This is a genomic window from Denitrificimonas caeni, assembly GCF_905120345.1.
GTDB classification, from domain to species: Bacteria; Pseudomonadota; Gammaproteobacteria; order Pseudomonadales; family Pseudomonadaceae; genus Denitrificimonas; species Denitrificimonas caeni_A.
Map to the genome: position 1 here is coordinate 152,847 of NZ_CAJHOA010000007.1, position 16,700 is coordinate 169,546.

A 16,700-nucleotide genomic window follows, 5' to 3' on the forward strand; every position below is an offset into this window, starting at 1 on the left:
GTATGCCGAAGCAACCAGAAAATATCATTGAGTTCTCTAGCTTTAAAACGCCTTTTGCTACGATTTTATTAGCCCGCAGTGAGCGCGGCGTATGCACTATTTTATTGGGCGATACGCCAGCAGAACTGTACGCTGACTTACAACAGCGCTTACCCAAAGCTCAGTTAATCAAAAACGATCAGGCACTCGCACCCTTATTAAAATCGATCACTGATTTTTTAGCTGCGCCACAGACACCACTGGATTTCCCTCTGGATATCCAAGGCAGTGACTTTCAGAAAAGTGTTTGGGCGGTGTTGCAGAGTATTCCAGTCGGGCAAACCTTGAGCTATAGCGAAGTTGCCGAGCGGTTACAGAAACCTAAGGCGGTCCGCGCGGTGGCTAATGCGTGCGCCGCTAACCCTTTGGCACTGGTGATCCCATGCCATCGTATTTTACGTGCCGATGGCGCAATCTCGGGTTATCGCTGGGGCGTCGAACGTAAGCGCGCGTTACTGGCTAAAGAGCAACAAGCCGGCCAATAGATGCTGCGCTTTAATACTAAATTAGGCGTCAGCGCGTGGCGCGTAGCTAAATACATCCGCGTGCATTTGCTCAGGTTGCATGCCGGCGGCCACCAATGCATCAAAAGTGCCATAGACCATCGCTGGTGAGCCGCTAACAATCACCCGATAGTCACCGAGGTGCTGAATATCGCTGCACACTGCTTGATAGAGCAGACCGACGCGTCCATTCCAACCGCTATCGTCACTGACGATCTGGTGAAAATGTAGATTGCTCATACTCTGCCACGCCGGTAAATCCTGCAGAGTATAAAAATCGTTAGCCACTCGGGCGCCCCAATACACATGAATCGGTTGGCTAAAACCAGTGGCACGGCAATGCTCAACTAAGCTGCGCACTTGCGCCATTCCTGTACCTGCGGCAATCAACAGTAAAGGGCGCGGGTCAGCAACGGCTAAATGCACATCACCAAAAGGCATTTGCACGCGAGCCATACGTTCTTTTTGCAGATACTTGAGTAAATCCACCGCCACATTATCACGGGCGAGAATATGCAACTCCAAATCGCGGCCTTGCTGCGGGGCAGAAGCGATGGAAAACGCGCTGGACTCGCCGTTCTCACGCTCAAGCAACAAGTACTGACCAGAATGATAACGTACGACTTTGCCAGCGGGCAGACGCAAATGCACGGAAAATACATCAGCACCCAAGGGCGTGACACTAACCAGCTGGCAGGCCACTTTGCACAAAGGCAACTCATGAGCAGCAAGAACACCGTCCCACTGCAATTCACAATCACTTAACGGTTCCGCCAAGCAGGTAAATAACTCACCGGACTGGAAAATATCATCGCCTTGGCGCACGCTACCGCTGATTAAGTTGGCTGCGCAAATATGACAATTACCATTACGGCAACTTTGTGGCGCATCAAAACCTAAGCGCCGCGCCGCATCAATAATTTTTTCACCAGGCAACAACTCAATAACATGCCCTGACGGTTGTAACATCACTTTCATGCGTAACCTACTTCCTTTGTATGCATTGCATCGTTCTGACTCAAATGCATCAATCAATACCCAGCTCAGACCACATTTCATCAACTCGTGCTTTAATGACGGGATCTTGCTCGATCACCGTGCCCCACTCACGCGAGGTTTCACCTGGCCACTTGTTCGTTGCATCCAAGCCCATTTTGCTGCCTAAACCTGAGACAGGAGAAGCAAAATCGAGATAATCAATCGGCGTATTATCAATTAATACGGTATCGCGACTGGGGTCCATACGCGTGGTAATCGCCCAAATCACATCATTCCAATCACGCGTATTAATATCGTCATCCACCACAATAACGAACTTGGTATACATAAACTGGCGTAAGAAACTCCACACACCGAGCATCACGCGCTTGGCATGACCAGGGTATTGTTTCTTAATGCTAACCACGGCCATCCGGTAGGAACAGCCTTCAGGCGGCAGGTAAAAATCAATAATTTCCGGGAATTGCTTTTGCAAGATAGGCACAAATACTTCATTGAGTGCCACACCCAAAATGGCGGGCTCATCCGGTGGACGACCGGTGTAAGTACTGTGGTAAATCGGGTTTTTACGATGGGTAATGCGCTCCACAGTAAAGACTGGGAAGCTATCCACTTCATTGTAATAGCCGGTGTGATCACCGTAAGGGCCTTCATCAGCCATTTCGCCAGGGTAAATATGCCCTTCTAAAATCATTTCGGCTTGTGCTGGAACCTGTAAATCACTGCCAATGGCTTTCACCAACTCGGTACGCGAACCACGCAGTAAGCCGGCAAAGGCATACTCAGATAAAGTGTCTGGAACTGGCGTCACTGCACCCAAAATAGTTGCCGGATCTGCACCTAAAGCCACAGCAACAGGGTAGGGACGATCAGGGTACTTCTGGCACCATTCCCGGAAATCCAACGCACCGCCGCGGTGGCTGAGCCAACGCATAATCACTTTATTGCGACCCAACACTTGCTGACGATAAATACCGAGATTCTGTCGTTCTTTATTTGGGCCTTTAGTGATGGTTAAACCCCAGGTAATCAGCGGAGCAGCATCACCCGGCCAACAGGTCTGGATCGGCAAGGCGGTCAAATCGACATCCTCACCTTCAATAATGACTTCTTGGCAGGCTCCGTCTTTACGTACTTTAGGCGCCATCGCCAAGACTTTTTTAAACATCGGCAGCTTATTCCACGCGTCCTTAAAGCCTTTTGGTGGTTCAGGTTCTTTAAGGGCTGCGAGCAACTTACCAATCTCACGCAATTCAGACGTACTCTCAGCGCCCATACCTAAGGCAACGCGTTGCGGAGTACCAAAGAGGTTACCCAGCACCGGCATGGAAAAGCCAGTAGGATTTTCAAACAGTAGCGCCGGTCCAGCTTTACGCAAAGTACGGTCGCAGATTTCTGTCATTTCTAAAACGGGGGAGACGGGGACTTGAATGCGTTTGAGCTCACCACGCTGTTCAAGGCCGCGAATGAAGTCTCGAAGATCAGTATATTGCATGATGGTATCCGTAGCAGATCAAGCGCTGAACGGGGGCTTATGCTGCAAGCAGGCACCCGTTCATAGCTTTCGATACTAAAACTAAGATTATTTGCTGCGCTTCATCGACATAAAAAACTCTTCGTTAGTTTTTGTGTCTTTGAGTTTATCGAGCAAAAATTCGATAGCTGCAGTTTCATCCATAGGATGTAACAACTTGCGCAAAATCCACATGCGCTGCAGCTCATCTTCGCTGGTTAATAGCTCTTCACGACGGGTACCTGAGCGATTGATATTGATCGCAGGGAACACGCGTTTTTCAGCAATACGGCGCTCAAGTTGCAGCTCCATATTACCGGTACCTTTAAACTCTTCGTAAATCACTTCATCCATTTTCGAACCGGTCTCAACTAGAGCGGTAGCGATAATAGTTAATGATCCACCTTCTTCGATATTACGTGCAGCACCAAAGAAACGCTTAGGCTTTTCGAGTGCGTGTGCATCCACACCACCGGTGAGTACTTTACCGGAGCTAGGAATAACAGTGTTGTAAGCACGCGCTAAACGGGTGATGGAATCGAGCAAAATCACCACATCTTTTTTGTGCTCAACCAAACGCTTGGCTTTTTCGATGACCATTTCCGCCACTTGTACGTGACGTGTAGGTGGCTCATCAAAGGTTGAAGCAACCACTTCGCCGCGCACGGTGCGCTGCATTTCGGTCACTTCTTCAGGGCGCTCATCAATCAGCAAAACGATAAGGTGGCACTCTGGATTATTACGCGTGATATTGGAGGCAATATTTTGCAGCATAATTGTTTTACCGGCTTTTGGCGGTGCAACAATTAAACCGCGCTGGCCTTTACCAATCGGTGCAGCCAAATCAATCACGCGTCCGGTCAAGTCTTCAGTCGAGCCATTACCGATTTCCATCATTAAGCGCTTAGTCGGAAATAGCGGCGTCAGGTTTTCAAACAGAATTTTATTGCGTGCATTCTCTGGACGATCAAAGTTGATCGAGTCCACTTTTAGTAATGCAAAATAACGTTCACCTTCTTTAGGTGGGCGAATTTTACCAATAATGGTGTCGCCTGTTCTTAAGTTAAAACGGCGAATTTGGCTCGGTGATACATAAATATCATCCGGCCCTGCGAGGTAAGACGAGTCTGCTGAGCGCAGAAAGCCAAAGCCATCTTGCAGAATTTCAAGTACGCCATCGCCAGAAATTTCTTCACCACTGCGCGCATGACGCTTAAGCAATGAGAAAATAATATCTTGCTTACGTGAACGAGCCATATTATCGAGGCCCATTTGTTCAGCGAGTTCTAGCAATTCAGCAACAGGTTTTTGTTTTAGTTCGGTCAGATTCATAGGGAATGACGATGATATAATTTAGAAGGAATGAGCAAGCACTTAGCTTGGGAAGCGTACCGCGAGGAGAACATTCGATTGTTTGTTCAGAACCGTAAAGATTTCGGCGACGGCAACGCAGATTTCGTAACGGTTTGGACGCTACGTTTATGGAATCTACCACTTGCAAAGGCTTACGTCTAGTATGTGTATCAACAAAGTACAGACTAGACGTCAGCCTATTTGAGCGATTGACGCTGCAATTAGATGTGGCTTTCCAAGAAAGCGACTAATTGGCTTTTTGATAATGCACCCACTTTAGTTGCTTCAACGTTGCCGTTTTTAAACAACATCAAAGTTGGGATACCACGCACACCATATTTTGGTGGGGTGGCTTGGTTATCATCGATATTCAATTTGCAAATTTTAACTTTGCCAGCAAACTCAGCGGCAACATCTTCTAAGACAGGAGCAATCATTTTGCAAGGACCGCACCACTCCGCCCAGTAGTCAACTAGCACAGGGCCGTCAGCTTGCAATACATCTTGATCAAAACTCGAATCGCTAATATTGGTAATGTGATCGCTCATGAAACCTCTCCGTAACGCGGATGCAAAATAAAGTGTCAACAATAATAGCCTGAGTTAGCCCTTAACGAAAGTAACCCTGCATAACGCTGCAGTAATTTTCCTTTTATTTTATCTTTGTACCTTGCGTTGCTTATTTAAATTGGCGAATCTGCCATGGCATGGCAGGATAGCTGTATTATTTTTTTGGAATAGTGGTATGCCCAACTCTGCTCCTAAGCACTTCCCACTGATTGCCGCCATTGATCTGGGTTCTAATAGCTTCCATATGGTGCTGGCCAAAACGGATCAACGGGAAATCCGTATTCTTGAACGTATTGGCGAAAAGGTACAGTTGGCTGCAGGCATCAGTGCAGAGCTGGAGTTACAAGATGACGCCATAGAGCGCGGTCTTGACTGCCTGCGCCGTTTCGCCCAGCTGATCAATGGCTTGCCACAGGGCGCAGTCCGTATTGTCGGGACCAGTTCGTTGCGGGTTGCGCACAACCGGCAAGCGTTTATTCAGCGCGCGGAAGAGATTCTAGGTCACGATGTTGATGTTATTTCCGGTCGTGAAGAAGCCCGTCTTATTTATCTTGGCGTTTCTCATACGTTGGCGGATGCTCCAGGTAAGCGCCTCGTGATTGATATTGGCGGTGGTAGTACTGAATTTATCATTGGCCAGCAGTTTGAATCGCAATTGCGCGGCAGTTTACAGATGGGCTGTGTGAGCTTTACCCAGCGCTTCTTTAAAGACGGCAAAGTCACTCCCTCGCGCTATGCACAAGCCTATACAGCCGCCCGTCTTGAGTTGATGGAGCTTGAGCAAAGCCTACGCCGTATGGGCTGGCAAGATACCGTCGGTGCGTCAGGTACGATTCGCTCTATTGGCCAAGCATTGGCTGCGGCAAACCTAACCAACGGTGAAATCACCAGTCAAGGACTGACATGGCTAAAGCGTAAAGTGCTTAAAATTGCGGATATCAGCAAGATTGATATTGCTGGCGTTAAGCCTGAACGTAGTGCAATTTTGCCCGCTGGCCTAGCGATTATGGAGGCTATCTTTGATGCGTTAGGCCTTGAGCAAATGATGCCTTGTGATGGCGCTTTGCGTGAAGGTGTGCTCTACGACTTATTGGGCCGTCATCAGCATGAGGATGTTCGTGAGCGCTCAATTCAAGCGCTGATGGAACGTAGCCATGTTGATCTTGAGCATGCCAGAAAAGTTGAGTGTAAAGCCTTGCAAGCGCTTGAGCAGGTGGCCGAGGCCTGGCAACTCAAAGAAGAGTGGCACAGCGACATCCTCAGCTGGGCAGCACGAGTACACGAAGTGGGTCTCGATATTGCCCATTACCATTACCACAAGCACGGCGCCTATTTAGTAGAGCATTCTGACTTAGCCGGTTTCTCACGACAAGACCAACAAATGCTCGCTCTATTGGTGCGCGGTCATCGACGTAATATTCCCAAAGAGCGTTTTATCGAATTCGCTGAAGAAGGCCAGCAGCTGTTACGTTTATGTATTCTGCTGCGTTTTTCTATTCTTTTACACCATATTCGTGGTTCGCAAGAAGTGCCTGATCTACAACTGATTGCCGGAGAAAACAGCTTACAAATCCGTTTCCCAGAGCTCTGGCTGGAGAACAACCCATTAACCGCTGCTGACTTTGAAAAAGAAGCCGACTGGTTAAAGCGTATCGATTTCACCTTGGAAGCTGAGTAGTTTTTCAGCCGCACGGTGGTGAGCAGCGTTACATTCTAGCGTTCATCACCACTGTGCTTATTATTTTGCCAATGATGCAAGTCAACCACATTATTATTTGGCATATCGCGACAAGATTGTGTTTCTACAACAATTGCGCCGTGGGCATCATGGCGACTACTAGGCATAGGATAGGCCTGCAGTTCAATTTGCGCTAAATGCTGGCCAAACATAGCTACAGTGCCCGCAAGACGCTCTTGACTGGTCACGGTAAACTCAAAACCATAGACTCGAGCTAAGCGCTTCTGGCCTTTACCATCGCGGATTATTCGCCAACCTTTTAACGCAACATTACCGTCGAGTAACTGCACCTGCTGCTTGTCACAATGCTGGCGTACAAAACTTAAAGCGCGCTCACGCACACCATGTCCGCGCCATAGCCATGCGATAGCTAAGGCCACTAATAGCCAAGCAAATAGCTCTCCCAGTGTAATCATGTGCATCACCGTAATTATGTCTTTTTAATATTGACTAGTGGAGCTGTGCGCGAGGGTGTGCATCACCAATAAACAGACAGCTATTTTTATTGGCCCTGTGGATAACTTTTCCTCTGACAGCTACAATAGCAGATCGTAACTTCTATGTTTTACTTGAGGGATCTCTGTGTCTGTCGAACTTTGGCTACAGTCTGTCGATTTTTTACGCGATGAACTGCCTGCTCAGCATTTCAACACCTGGATCCGTCCATTACAAGTTGAAGCCGTCGGTGATGAGCTGCATATTTTTGCACCGAACCGCTTTGTATTAGATTGGGTCAACGATAAATATATCAACCGTCTACTCGAACTGATGGCCGAGCGTAATAATGGTAACGCGCCCTCTATTTCGCTACTTATTGGTAGTAAGGCTAAGACACGCACCAGCAGCAACACGCCGGTCAGCTCAGCACCTGCAGTGAGCGCACCTGTGAGTACTCAGGAGCCGTTCCAGACACATTTACCGATACATCCTGTTGTCACTGAAGCGCCCGCAGCGCCTGTGCCGATAATGTCAGTACCCAGCAGTAATCCGCCACCAAGAGTTAGCGTAGAGCCTGCTACAGCAGTAAAGGGCGCTATTAAGCATGTTAGTGCCTTAAACCGTTCCTTTACCTTTGATAGCTTTGTTGAAGGCAAATCCAACCAATTGGCACGTGCCGCCGCATGGCAAGTGGCTGATAACCCAAAGCATGGCTACAACCCACTATTTTTATACGGTGGTGTCGGTTTAGGTAAAACGCACTTAATGCATGCAGTTGGCAATCATTTACTACAGAAAAATCCTAACGCTAAAGTGATTTACTTGCACTCTGAGCGTTTTGTCGCCGATATGGTTCGCGCCTTACAAAACAATGCGATTAATGAGTTTAAAAACTATTATCGCTCTGTTGATGCCCTATTGATTGATGATATTCAGTTTTTTGCCAAAAAAGAGCGCTCGCAAGAAGAATTTTTCCATACCTTTAACGCACTACTTGAAGGTAATCAGCAGGTTATTTTAACCAGCGATCGCTATCCAAAAGAAATTGATGGGCTAGAAGAGCGCTTGAAATCACGCTTTGGTTGGGGTCTCACCGTTGCCGTTGAGCCGCCAGAGTTAGAAACGCGTGTGGCAATTTTGATGAAAAAAGCCGAACAGAGCAGGGTACAACTCTCACATGACTGCGCGTTCTTTATTGCTCAACGTATCCGCTCCAACGTGCGCGAGCTAGAAGGCGCTTTAAAGCGGGTGATTGCTCATTCACACTTCACCAATGAGCCAATCACCGTAGAACTGATTCGAGAATCACTCAAAGACCTGTTAGCTCTACAAGACAAATTGGTCAGTATTGACAATATTCAGCGCACCGTTGCTGAGTACTATAAAATTAAAATTTCAGATATTTTATCCAAGCGCCGTTCACGCTCGGTCGCCCGTCCTCGCCAGGTGGCGATGGCGTTAGCCAAAGAAATTACCAATCACAGCTTACCTGAGATTGGTGACGCATTTGGTGGTCGAGACCATACAACGGTTTTGCACGCTTGCCGCAAAATTGCCGAGCTTAGCGAAACCGATGCAGATATTCGCGAAGACTATAAAAACCTACTGCGCACGTTAACTACCTAACCGCAGTATCAGCAAATTTAAGCAAGGATCTAACCATGCACTTCACCATCCAACGCGAAGCTTTGTTAAAACCGCTGCAACTGGTGGCCGGTGTTGTTGAACGCAAGCAAACTATGCCTGTGTTATCCAACGTACTGCTGGTCATCGAAGGCCAAAATCTATCCATGACAGGTACAGACACCGAAGTCGAACTGGTCGCGCGAATCACCCTAGACGAGCCTGCTCAATCTGGGGAAATTACCGTACCAGCGCGTAAACTTATGGATATCTGCAAGAACTTACCGGCTGATGCTTTAATTGACTTTAAGGTAGACGAGCAAAAAGTGTTAATTAAAGCCGGCCGCAGCCGCTTTACGTTAACCACTCTTCCGGCCTCTGACTTCCCCTCTTCAGAAGAAAGCGCAGGTTCATTGACCTTCACTTTAGAGCAGGGTCATGTCCGTCGTTTAATTGAACGCACCAGTTTTGCTATGGCACAACAAGATGTGCGTTATTATTTAAATGGCCTGCTACTTGAAGCGAAACAAGGTCAGCTAAGGGCCGTTGCTACAGACGGTCACCGTTTAGCTCTGTGTTCAGTTCCTGCGCAAATTATGGACAGTATCCAGCACCAAGTGATTGTTCCGCGTAAAGGTGTACTCGAGCTGGCACGACTGATGACGGAAGAAAGCGCTGAAGTAACAGTGGTGTTCGGTAGCAACTATATTCGCGCAACAACCGCTGAGTTCACATTTATATCTAAACTGGTCGATGGTAAGTTCCCTGATTACGAGCGTGTACTACCGCGCGGTGGCGATAAAACAGTCATAGCTGATCGCCAAAATTTACGTGAAGCCTTGAATCGTGCCTCTATCTTATCCAATGAAAAATACCGCGGTATTCGTTGGCAGCTGGAATCAGGGTTGTTAAAAATCCAAGCAAACAACCCTGAGCAAGAAGTTGCCGAAGATGAAGTAACGGTTGATTACACTGGCGAGGCCTTGGAAATTGGTTTTAACGTCACCTATCTACTTGACGTGCTCAGCGCCACTTCGTCTGAACAAATCAGTATTGTTTTATCTGACTCCAATAGTAGCGCACTGATTCAAGAGGCTGACAACGACGGTGCATCTTATGTTGTTATGCCCATGCGTCTGTAGTTGCCCTTAGCATGGCGATCAGCCAGCTACAAATCACCGGCATCCGTAACCTGTTGCCGGTGACCTTGATCACATCCCCGCGCATTAATATTCTCTACGGCGACAATGGCAGCGGCAAAACTAGCGTACTCGAAGCCATTCATCTATTAGCCATGGCGCGTTCTTTTCGCAGCACACGCCTACAGCCGATGATTCAGTACGAACAAAGTAGCTGTACTGTCTTTGCTCAAATCAATCACAACGATGGCAGTCAAAGTAACCTCGGCATCAGTCGTGATCGACAGTCGGAGCTACGCATCCGTATTGATGGTCAAAACGCTCGTAGCGCAGCACAGCTGGCTCAGCTACTGCCTTTACAACTGATTAACCCAGATAGTTTCCGCTTACTGGAAGGCGCACCAAAAATACGCCGACAGTTCTTAGACTGGGGGGTGTTCCACGTGGAACATCAGTTTATTTCAGCATGGCAACGCTTACAGACGAGCCTAAGACAAAGAAACTCATGCCTGCGTCATGGTATAATGGACAAATCTATTATCGCCGCATGGGATCACGAACTCTGTCTTGCCAGTAATGAAATTGATCAGTTACGTCGTGCCTATATTGTTAAGTTAAAACCTGTCTTTGAAGAGACGCTGGCCAAACTACTCGATCTCCCAGGTTTAACATTGAGTTATTTTCGAGGCTGGGATAAAACCAATGATTTACAAGAAGTGCTCAATAAAAATATCGATCGTGATCGAACACTGGGCTACACACAAGCAGGACCACAGCGCGCAGATCTTAGAGTTCGTATAGACAAAAACAATGCTGTCGATATTCTTTCAAGAGGGCAGCAGAAGTTAGTTATCTGTGCGTTACGAATTGCTCAAGGCTACTTGCTCTCTCAAGCTAGACGCAACGAGTGTATCTACCTTGTCGATGACTTGCCTTCAGAGTTGGATGAGCAACATCGTTTAGCATTATGCCAACTGTTAGATGATTTAGAGTGTCAGGTGTTTATCACCTGCGTAGATAAACAATTAATGAGTTCGGGTTGGCGAACGGATACGCCAGTCTCTTTGTTCCACGTGGAACAAGGCCAAATTACACCATCGGGAGTGACCGCATGAGCGAAGAACAATCGTACGATTCCAGTAGTATTAAAGTCCTTAAGGGCCTGGATGCAGTACGCAAACGCCCTGGCATGTATATCGGAGATACTGATGACGGCACAGGGCTGCACCACATGGTTTTTGAAGCCGTGGACAACTCCATCGACGAGGCCTTAGCGGGCCATTGCGATGAGATCACTATTACCATTCACCCTGACGAATCCATCACCGTACAGGACAATGGTCGCGGCATTCCTGTCGATATCCATAAAGAAGAAGGGGTATCTGCCGCAGAAGTGATTATGACGATACTGCACGCTGGCGGTAAGTTTGACGATAACAGCTATAAAGTATCTGGCGGATTACACGGTGTCGGTATTTCTGTGGTTAACGCACTATCGCGTGTGCTGATTATGACCATTCGCCGTCAAGGCAAAGTCTGGGAGCAAACCTATCACCACGGTGTGCCACAAGCGCCTATGACTGCGATTGGCGACACCACGGCAACCGGTACTCGTATTCATTTCAAGCCGTCACCAGAGACCTTTGCCAATATTCAGTTCAGCTGGGAAATTCTAGCTAAACGTTTACGCGAACTATCATTTCTTAACTCAGGTGTTGGTATTCATTTAAAAGATGAGCGCACCGGTAAGGAAGAGTTATTCCAATATGAAGGCGGTCTAAAAGCCTTTGTTGAATACCTAAACACCAACAAAACCACCGTGAATAAAATATTTCACTTTTCCATGCAACGTGAAGAAGATGGCATTGGTGTTGAAGTTGCAATGCAGTGGAACGATGGCTTTAATGAAAACCTCCAGTGTTTCACTAACAATATTCCTCAACGTGATGGCGGAGCCCACTTAGTAGGTTTCCGTACAGCACTGACACGCCACCTAAACAACTATATCGAAGCCGAAGGTTTAGGTAAAAAAGACAAAGTCAGCACCACCGGTGATGATGCTCGCGAAGGCTTAACTGCAATTATTTCAGTCAAAGTACCTGATCCTAAATTCAGCTCGCAAACCAAAGACAAACTGGTTTCTTCAGAAGTGAAAACTGCGGTTGAGCAAGAAATGGGCAAATATTTAGCTGATTATTTGTTAGAAAATCCCGGTGAAGCTAGAGCGATTGTCGGCAAAATGATTGACGCAGCGCGCGCGCGTGAAGCGGCTCGTAAAGCTCGAGAGATGACGCGTCGTAAAGGTGCTCTGGATATTGCAGGCCTACCTGGTAAGCTCGCCGATTGCCAAGAGAAAGACCCTGCATTGTCTGAACTTTATATTGTGGAAGGGGACTCTGCTGGCGGTTCAGCCAAGCAGGGACGTAACCGTAAAACCCAAGCCATCTTACCGCTCAAAGGTAAAATCCTTAACGTTGAAAAAGCGCGTTTCGATAAGATGATTTCATCGCAAGAAGTCGGTACGTTAATCACTGCTCTCGGCTGTGGTATTGGCCGTGATGAGTACAATATCGATAAACTGCGCTATCACAATATTATTATCATGACCGATGCTGACGTGGATGGTTCTCACATTCGTACACTGCTGCTGACCTTCTTCTTCCGTCAACTGCCAGAACTGATTGAGCGCGGCTATATTTATATTGCTCAACCTCCACTGTATAAAGTTAAACGTGGTAAGCAAGAGCAATATATTAAAGACGATGAGGCGATGGAAGAGTACCTCACTAATGCAGCACTGGAAGACGCCAGCTTGCATGTCAATGCCAGTGCTCCGGGTTTATCAGGTGCAGCATTAGAGGAACTGGTGCATGAGTACCGCTCAGTACTGAAAACCCTAGATCGCCTGTCACGCTTGTACCCGAAAGAAATCACTGAGCACTTTATTTATCTGCCGCGCGTTGAGCCTGAGCAGTTAAGCGATAAAGTGGCCATGCAAGCATGGTTAGACGCATTGCAAACACGCATGTCATCCGTGGAAAAATCGGGAGAGGTGTATACCGTCGGTCTACGTCACGACAGCGAAAGAAACTACTGGCTACCAGAAATCCAAATTAAAGCGCATGGTTTAACCAACCATATTCTGTTTAATCATGATTTCTACTCCAGTAACGACTACCGCACCGTGACTGAGCTTGGCAATAAGTTGAATAACTTACTCGAAGATGATGCTTATGCATTGCGCGGTGAGCGTAAACAACCGGTCAACACCTTTAAGGAAGCCTTGGATTGGTTACTTGCCGAAGGCAGCCGCCGTCTAGGTGTACAGCGCTATAAAGGTCTAGGTGAGATGAACCCTGATCAACTATGGGAAACTACCATGGACCCAAGCCAGCGTCGTATGCTGCAAGTGACTATTGATGATGCGATTGCTGCGGATCAGATTTTCAATACACTGATGGGGGATCATGTTGAGCCTCGTCGTGCCTTTATTGAAGAAAACGCTTTAGCAGTCTCTAACTTAGACTTCTAATCTAAGCTAAACCGCCGTGCCTGCAATGGGTGCGGCGGCTTTATGCTTTATCTGTACAAGACAACGCTACAGTCTCTATCCCTCGCGATTCATTGTTCATATATACTGCGTTGAATATTAAAAGCAGCCTGTAATCACCCACAATCTATTCATATCTTGTAATGAAAAACAGCACCCTTATCTAAGGTTCTGTGAATTTATTGTGCCAATATACTGTCTAGGTTCTCTTAACTGCAAGGAAGGCAGGCATCCTACGCATCACAGCGTAAAACTATTTTATTTGAGTATCATCTGTGAATATTTCTAATCTGATTAAAGCAGGATTATTGGCCACCTGTGTCATTGTTGGCCAAACCTATGCAGCCAATGCACCGATTAAAACCAGCGCACAACAAGATCTTGCCGCAGGCAGTGCGTTGTTAATGGACTTAAAAACCAATGAGGTTCTTTACTCCAGCAATCCTAATTTTGTTGCGCCCATTGCCTCAGTCACTAAACTGATGACAGCGATGGTCGCTCTTGATGCCAAACAATCACTCGATGAAAAACTGTCTATCGTTATTAAAGACACCAAAGAAATGCAGGGTGTGTTTTCACGAGTCCGTCTTGGCAGTGAACTCAGCCGCCATGACGTCTTACTGATTACCTTAATGTCCTCAGAAAACCGTGCTGCAGCGAGCCTGGCTCATCACTATAGCGGTGGTCACACGGCCTTTATTCAGGCTATGAATGCCAAAGCTCAAGCGCTGGGCATGTATAACACGCGCTTTGTTGAACCTACTGGACTCTCAGAAAAGAACGTATCGAGCGCACATGACTTAGTGCTGATGATTAAAGCGGCGCAAGGTTATCCATTGATTCGTCAATTTAGCACCCTGGGTGAAAAAACCGTGGCCTTTAGCAAGCCTAATTACACCTTAGGCTTTCGTAACACCAATGCCTTGGTGCGTAAAGACAACTGGAATATTCAACTGAGTAAAACTGGCTTCACTAACAGTGCAGGGCATTGCTTGGTGATGAGTACAGAAATGAATAAGCGTCCAGTCGCGTTCGTCGTACTCGACGCCTTTGGTAAATATACCCACATGGCGGATGCCAACCGTCTAAAAAAATGGCTAGAAACGGGCGCCATTACGCCAGTACCAGCCGCGGCACTCAGCTATAAAAAAGCGAAGCAACAAGAACGCCAACAAACCTTAGCCAGTCAATAACAGGCTTACCTCTGACCTAGAGGCAAATAAAGTAACGCATCTAAACCGCCGGTGGGGACCGCTTGCAAGCGCAGCTCTCCACCATAGCGTTCAGTCACTGCTTGTACGATCGCCAAACCTAAGCCGCTGCCACTGTGTGCATTTGCCGTGCGCCAAAAGCGTTGTTTAGCCTGTTCAATCTGCGTAACCGATAAACCTGCGCCAGCATCGCGAACCCGTAACAACAAACGCTGTTGATCCATCGCCATATACAACTCAACACGGCTCTCTGCTGGGCTATAGCGCAAAGCGTTATCCAATAAGTTACGCAACGATGCCACCGCCAACGATTCCGGTACTGCCACGTACACTTCATCAGTTAACTCATTAACGACGTCAATACGCTGATAGCCTGGCACAGCGATTAAATCAGCTAAAGCATGCCGAGCTAAGCTCTGCGCACTGACTTGACCATCCTTATCAAAATCTTGCGCACTTTCAACGCGGGCCAATAATAACAACTGTTCAAGGCTACTTTGCATTCTATCCACAGCCTTTTCTGCTTGCTGTAAAGCATGTTGAGCCATATCCCCAGAACTCATTTGTGCGACTTGTAAATGCGTCTTCACGGCGGTTAAAGGGGTACGCAACTCATGTGCAGCATCATTGGTAAAACGTCTTTCACGTTCCAATGCAGCAGAAATTCTAGCAAACAGTTGATTCAGAGTGGCCACTAAAGGTTGTAAATCTTTAGGTAAACGTCGTACATAGACCGGTTGCAAATCCTCTGCATCACGTTGTGCTAACACAGAACGCAAGCTTTGCAGCGGTGATAGACCACGACCAATACCAAACCAAATCAGCACTAAGCTACCAAGTAGGGCTAAGGCAACAGGCAAAGCAGCCGCTATTAAAATAGCCGATTGGAGGGTTTCTCGCTCATCAACGCGGTCAGCAGTCGTCACCCATAAGTGCTGACGTTTTAAAGTAAAACTGCGCCAACGCTCATTGCCAATACTGACCTCATGAAAGCCCACTCCATGCTCAGCTAGCGTGGCCTGTGGAGTATTGGGAGTACGTACTAAAACTTCGCCTCGTAAAGAGCGCACTTGGCACACCAAGCCACTTTGTAAACCCAATTCAACAACGCTCAATCGATTGGTATTATGAGGTGGCAATGGCTGCGGCAACTGCTCTAAGAGACCGGCCACCATACGTGCAGAGGAGGCGAGGCGTTCGTCCAAGGCCACAGTGACTTCGCGGCGCAAGTCACCGAGCAGCCATACAGCCGCCAAGCTCCATAATAAAATGAACGTGCCGCCGAGGATCAATAACAATCGATTACGCAGGCTCATGCGGCACTCCGATTCGGTAGCCTAAGCCACGTACAGTTTTCACGACATCACTGCCTAATTTACGGCGCAGATTATAAATATGCACATTAATGGCATTACTCTCGACGCCATCGCCTAGCCCATAAAGACTGTCTTGCAATTGTTCAGCACTTAAAATATGCCCCGGATTTTGTAGTAATGCAGCCAGTAACGCCTGTTCACGCCGAGATAGGCTCACCTCCTGATCATGCAAAGTCACTTCTCGCGTGCTCGGATCAAAGGTCAAGCCATGATGCTCAATCAGATGCGTACTACGGCCACTGCTACGTCTTAACAAACTGTGTAAACGGGCAGCCAACTCACGTAAATCAAAGGGCTTCAACAGATAATCATCAGCGCCCGCTTGCAAGCCTGCGACCCGTTGCAGTACTGAATCACGCGCACTTAAAATCAACACAGGCAAGTCTTTACCCTGACTGCGCATGCGGGTTAATAACTGCAAGCCATCTTCATCCGGTAAGCCAAGGTCTAGAATCATGGCATCAAAATGCCCTAGCTGCAGCGCTTGTTCAGCGGCGGCAGCATGCTCCATATGATCCACTGTAAAGCCTTGTAGCTGCAAACCGGCCAGCACGCCTTGGGCAATTAAAAAATCATCTTCGACCAACAAAACATGCATAACTCAGTCAACCTTCAAGAGAAACAAAACAATAACGCTACACCGCACAAT

General features: G+C 47.4%; 14 protein-coding genes. 7 read left to right on the forward strand and 7 right to left on the reverse strand.

Going from position 1 to position 16,700, the window contains the following annotated elements:
- The first annotated feature begins 2 nt into the window (after positions 1-2).
- Positions 3-524: a methylated-DNA--[protein]-cysteine S-methyltransferase gene (locus tag JYJ62_RS13345; protein ID WP_205342726.1), complete on the forward strand. Its 522-nt coding sequence runs from the start codon at positions 3-5 to the stop codon at positions 522-524.
- A gap of 21 nt (positions 525-545) precedes the next feature.
- Here JYJ62_RS13345 and JYJ62_RS13350 read toward each other — a convergent pair whose 3' ends face one another.
- From JYJ62_RS13350 to trxA, 4 genes are all read right to left on the reverse strand, one after another.
- A complete protein-coding gene (locus JYJ62_RS13350; protein WP_205342727.1) occupies positions 546-1,520 on the reverse strand; it encodes a 2Fe-2S iron-sulfur cluster-binding protein in 975 nt (324 codons plus the stop codon).
- A gap of 49 nt (positions 1,521-1,569) precedes the next feature.
- Positions 1,570-3,036, reverse strand: coding sequence for a 4-hydroxy-3-polyprenylbenzoate decarboxylase (gene ubiD, locus JYJ62_RS13355; protein WP_205342728.1), 1,467 nt, complete (start codon positions 3,034-3,036; stop codon positions 1,570-1,572).
- An 87-nt stretch (positions 3,037-3,123) separates the two neighbouring features.
- On the reverse strand, positions 3,124-4,386 hold the full coding sequence (gene rho, locus JYJ62_RS13360) for a transcription termination factor Rho (protein WP_205342729.1): 1,263 nt from the start codon (positions 4,384-4,386) through the stop codon (positions 3,124-3,126).
- A 242-nt stretch (positions 4,387-4,628) separates the two neighbouring features.
- Positions 4,629-4,955: a thioredoxin TrxA gene (trxA, locus tag JYJ62_RS13365; protein WP_205342730.1), complete on the reverse strand. Its 327-nt coding sequence runs from the start codon at positions 4,953-4,955 to the stop codon at positions 4,629-4,631.
- A gap of 196 nt (positions 4,956-5,151) precedes the next feature.
- On the opposite strand from trxA, the gene ppx reads away from it, so the two are divergent.
- Positions 5,152-6,654, forward strand: a complete 1,503-nt coding sequence (ppx, locus tag JYJ62_RS13370; RefSeq protein ID WP_205342731.1) for an exopolyphosphatase — start codon at positions 5,152-5,154, stop codon at positions 6,652-6,654.
- 35 nt (positions 6,655-6,689) lie between these two features.
- On the opposite strand, the gene JYJ62_RS13375 is transcribed toward ppx, so the two are convergent.
- A complete protein-coding gene (locus JYJ62_RS13375; RefSeq protein WP_205342732.1) occupies positions 6,690-7,130 on the reverse strand; it encodes a DUF3301 domain-containing protein in 441 nt (146 codons plus the stop codon).
- A 166-nt stretch (positions 7,131-7,296) separates the two neighbouring features.
- Between JYJ62_RS13375 and dnaA the strand changes: the two genes are divergently transcribed.
- From dnaA to pbpG, 5 genes are all read left to right on the forward strand, one after another.
- Positions 7,297-8,778, forward strand: a complete 1,482-nt coding sequence (gene dnaA, locus JYJ62_RS13380; RefSeq protein WP_205342733.1) for a chromosomal replication initiator protein DnaA — start codon at positions 7,297-7,299, stop codon at positions 8,776-8,778.
- A gap of 35 nt (positions 8,779-8,813) precedes the next feature.
- On the forward strand, positions 8,814-9,917 hold the full coding sequence (dnaN, locus tag JYJ62_RS13385; RefSeq protein ID WP_205342734.1) for a DNA polymerase III subunit beta: 1,104 nt from the start codon (positions 8,814-8,816) through the stop codon (positions 9,915-9,917).
- An 11-nt stretch (positions 9,918-9,928) separates the two neighbouring features.
- Complete coding sequence (recF, locus tag JYJ62_RS13390; RefSeq protein WP_205342735.1) at positions 9,929-11,029, forward strand: DNA replication/repair protein RecF; 1,101 nt, start codon at positions 9,929-9,931, stop codon at positions 11,027-11,029.
- Complete coding sequence (gene gyrB, locus JYJ62_RS13395; protein ID WP_205342736.1) at positions 11,026-13,446, forward strand: DNA topoisomerase (ATP-hydrolyzing) subunit B; 2,421 nt, start codon at positions 11,026-11,028, stop codon at positions 13,444-13,446. The genes recF and gyrB overlap by 4 nt, the downstream gene beginning before the upstream one ends.
- A 326-nt stretch (positions 13,447-13,772) precedes the next feature.
- Positions 13,773-14,657 carry a D-alanyl-D-alanine endopeptidase gene (pbpG, locus tag JYJ62_RS13400; protein WP_420042849.1) on the forward strand — a complete coding sequence of 295 codons (885 nt, stop codon included), beginning with the start codon at positions 13,773-13,775 and terminating at the stop codon, positions 14,655-14,657.
- A gap of 5 nt (positions 14,658-14,662) precedes the next feature.
- Here the strand turns inward: pbpG and JYJ62_RS13405 are convergent, their stop codons facing one another.
- Together JYJ62_RS13405 and JYJ62_RS13410 are read right to left on the reverse strand one after the other, a co-directional pair.
- A complete protein-coding gene (locus tag JYJ62_RS13405; RefSeq protein WP_205342738.1) occupies positions 14,663-15,991 on the reverse strand; it encodes a sensor histidine kinase in 1,329 nt (442 codons plus the stop codon).
- Positions 15,978-16,649, reverse strand: coding sequence for a response regulator transcription factor (locus JYJ62_RS13410; RefSeq protein ID WP_205342739.1), 672 nt, complete (start codon positions 16,647-16,649; stop codon positions 15,978-15,980). The genes JYJ62_RS13405 and JYJ62_RS13410 overlap by 14 nt, the downstream gene beginning before the upstream one ends.
- Positions 16,650-16,700: the final 51 nt, after the last annotated feature.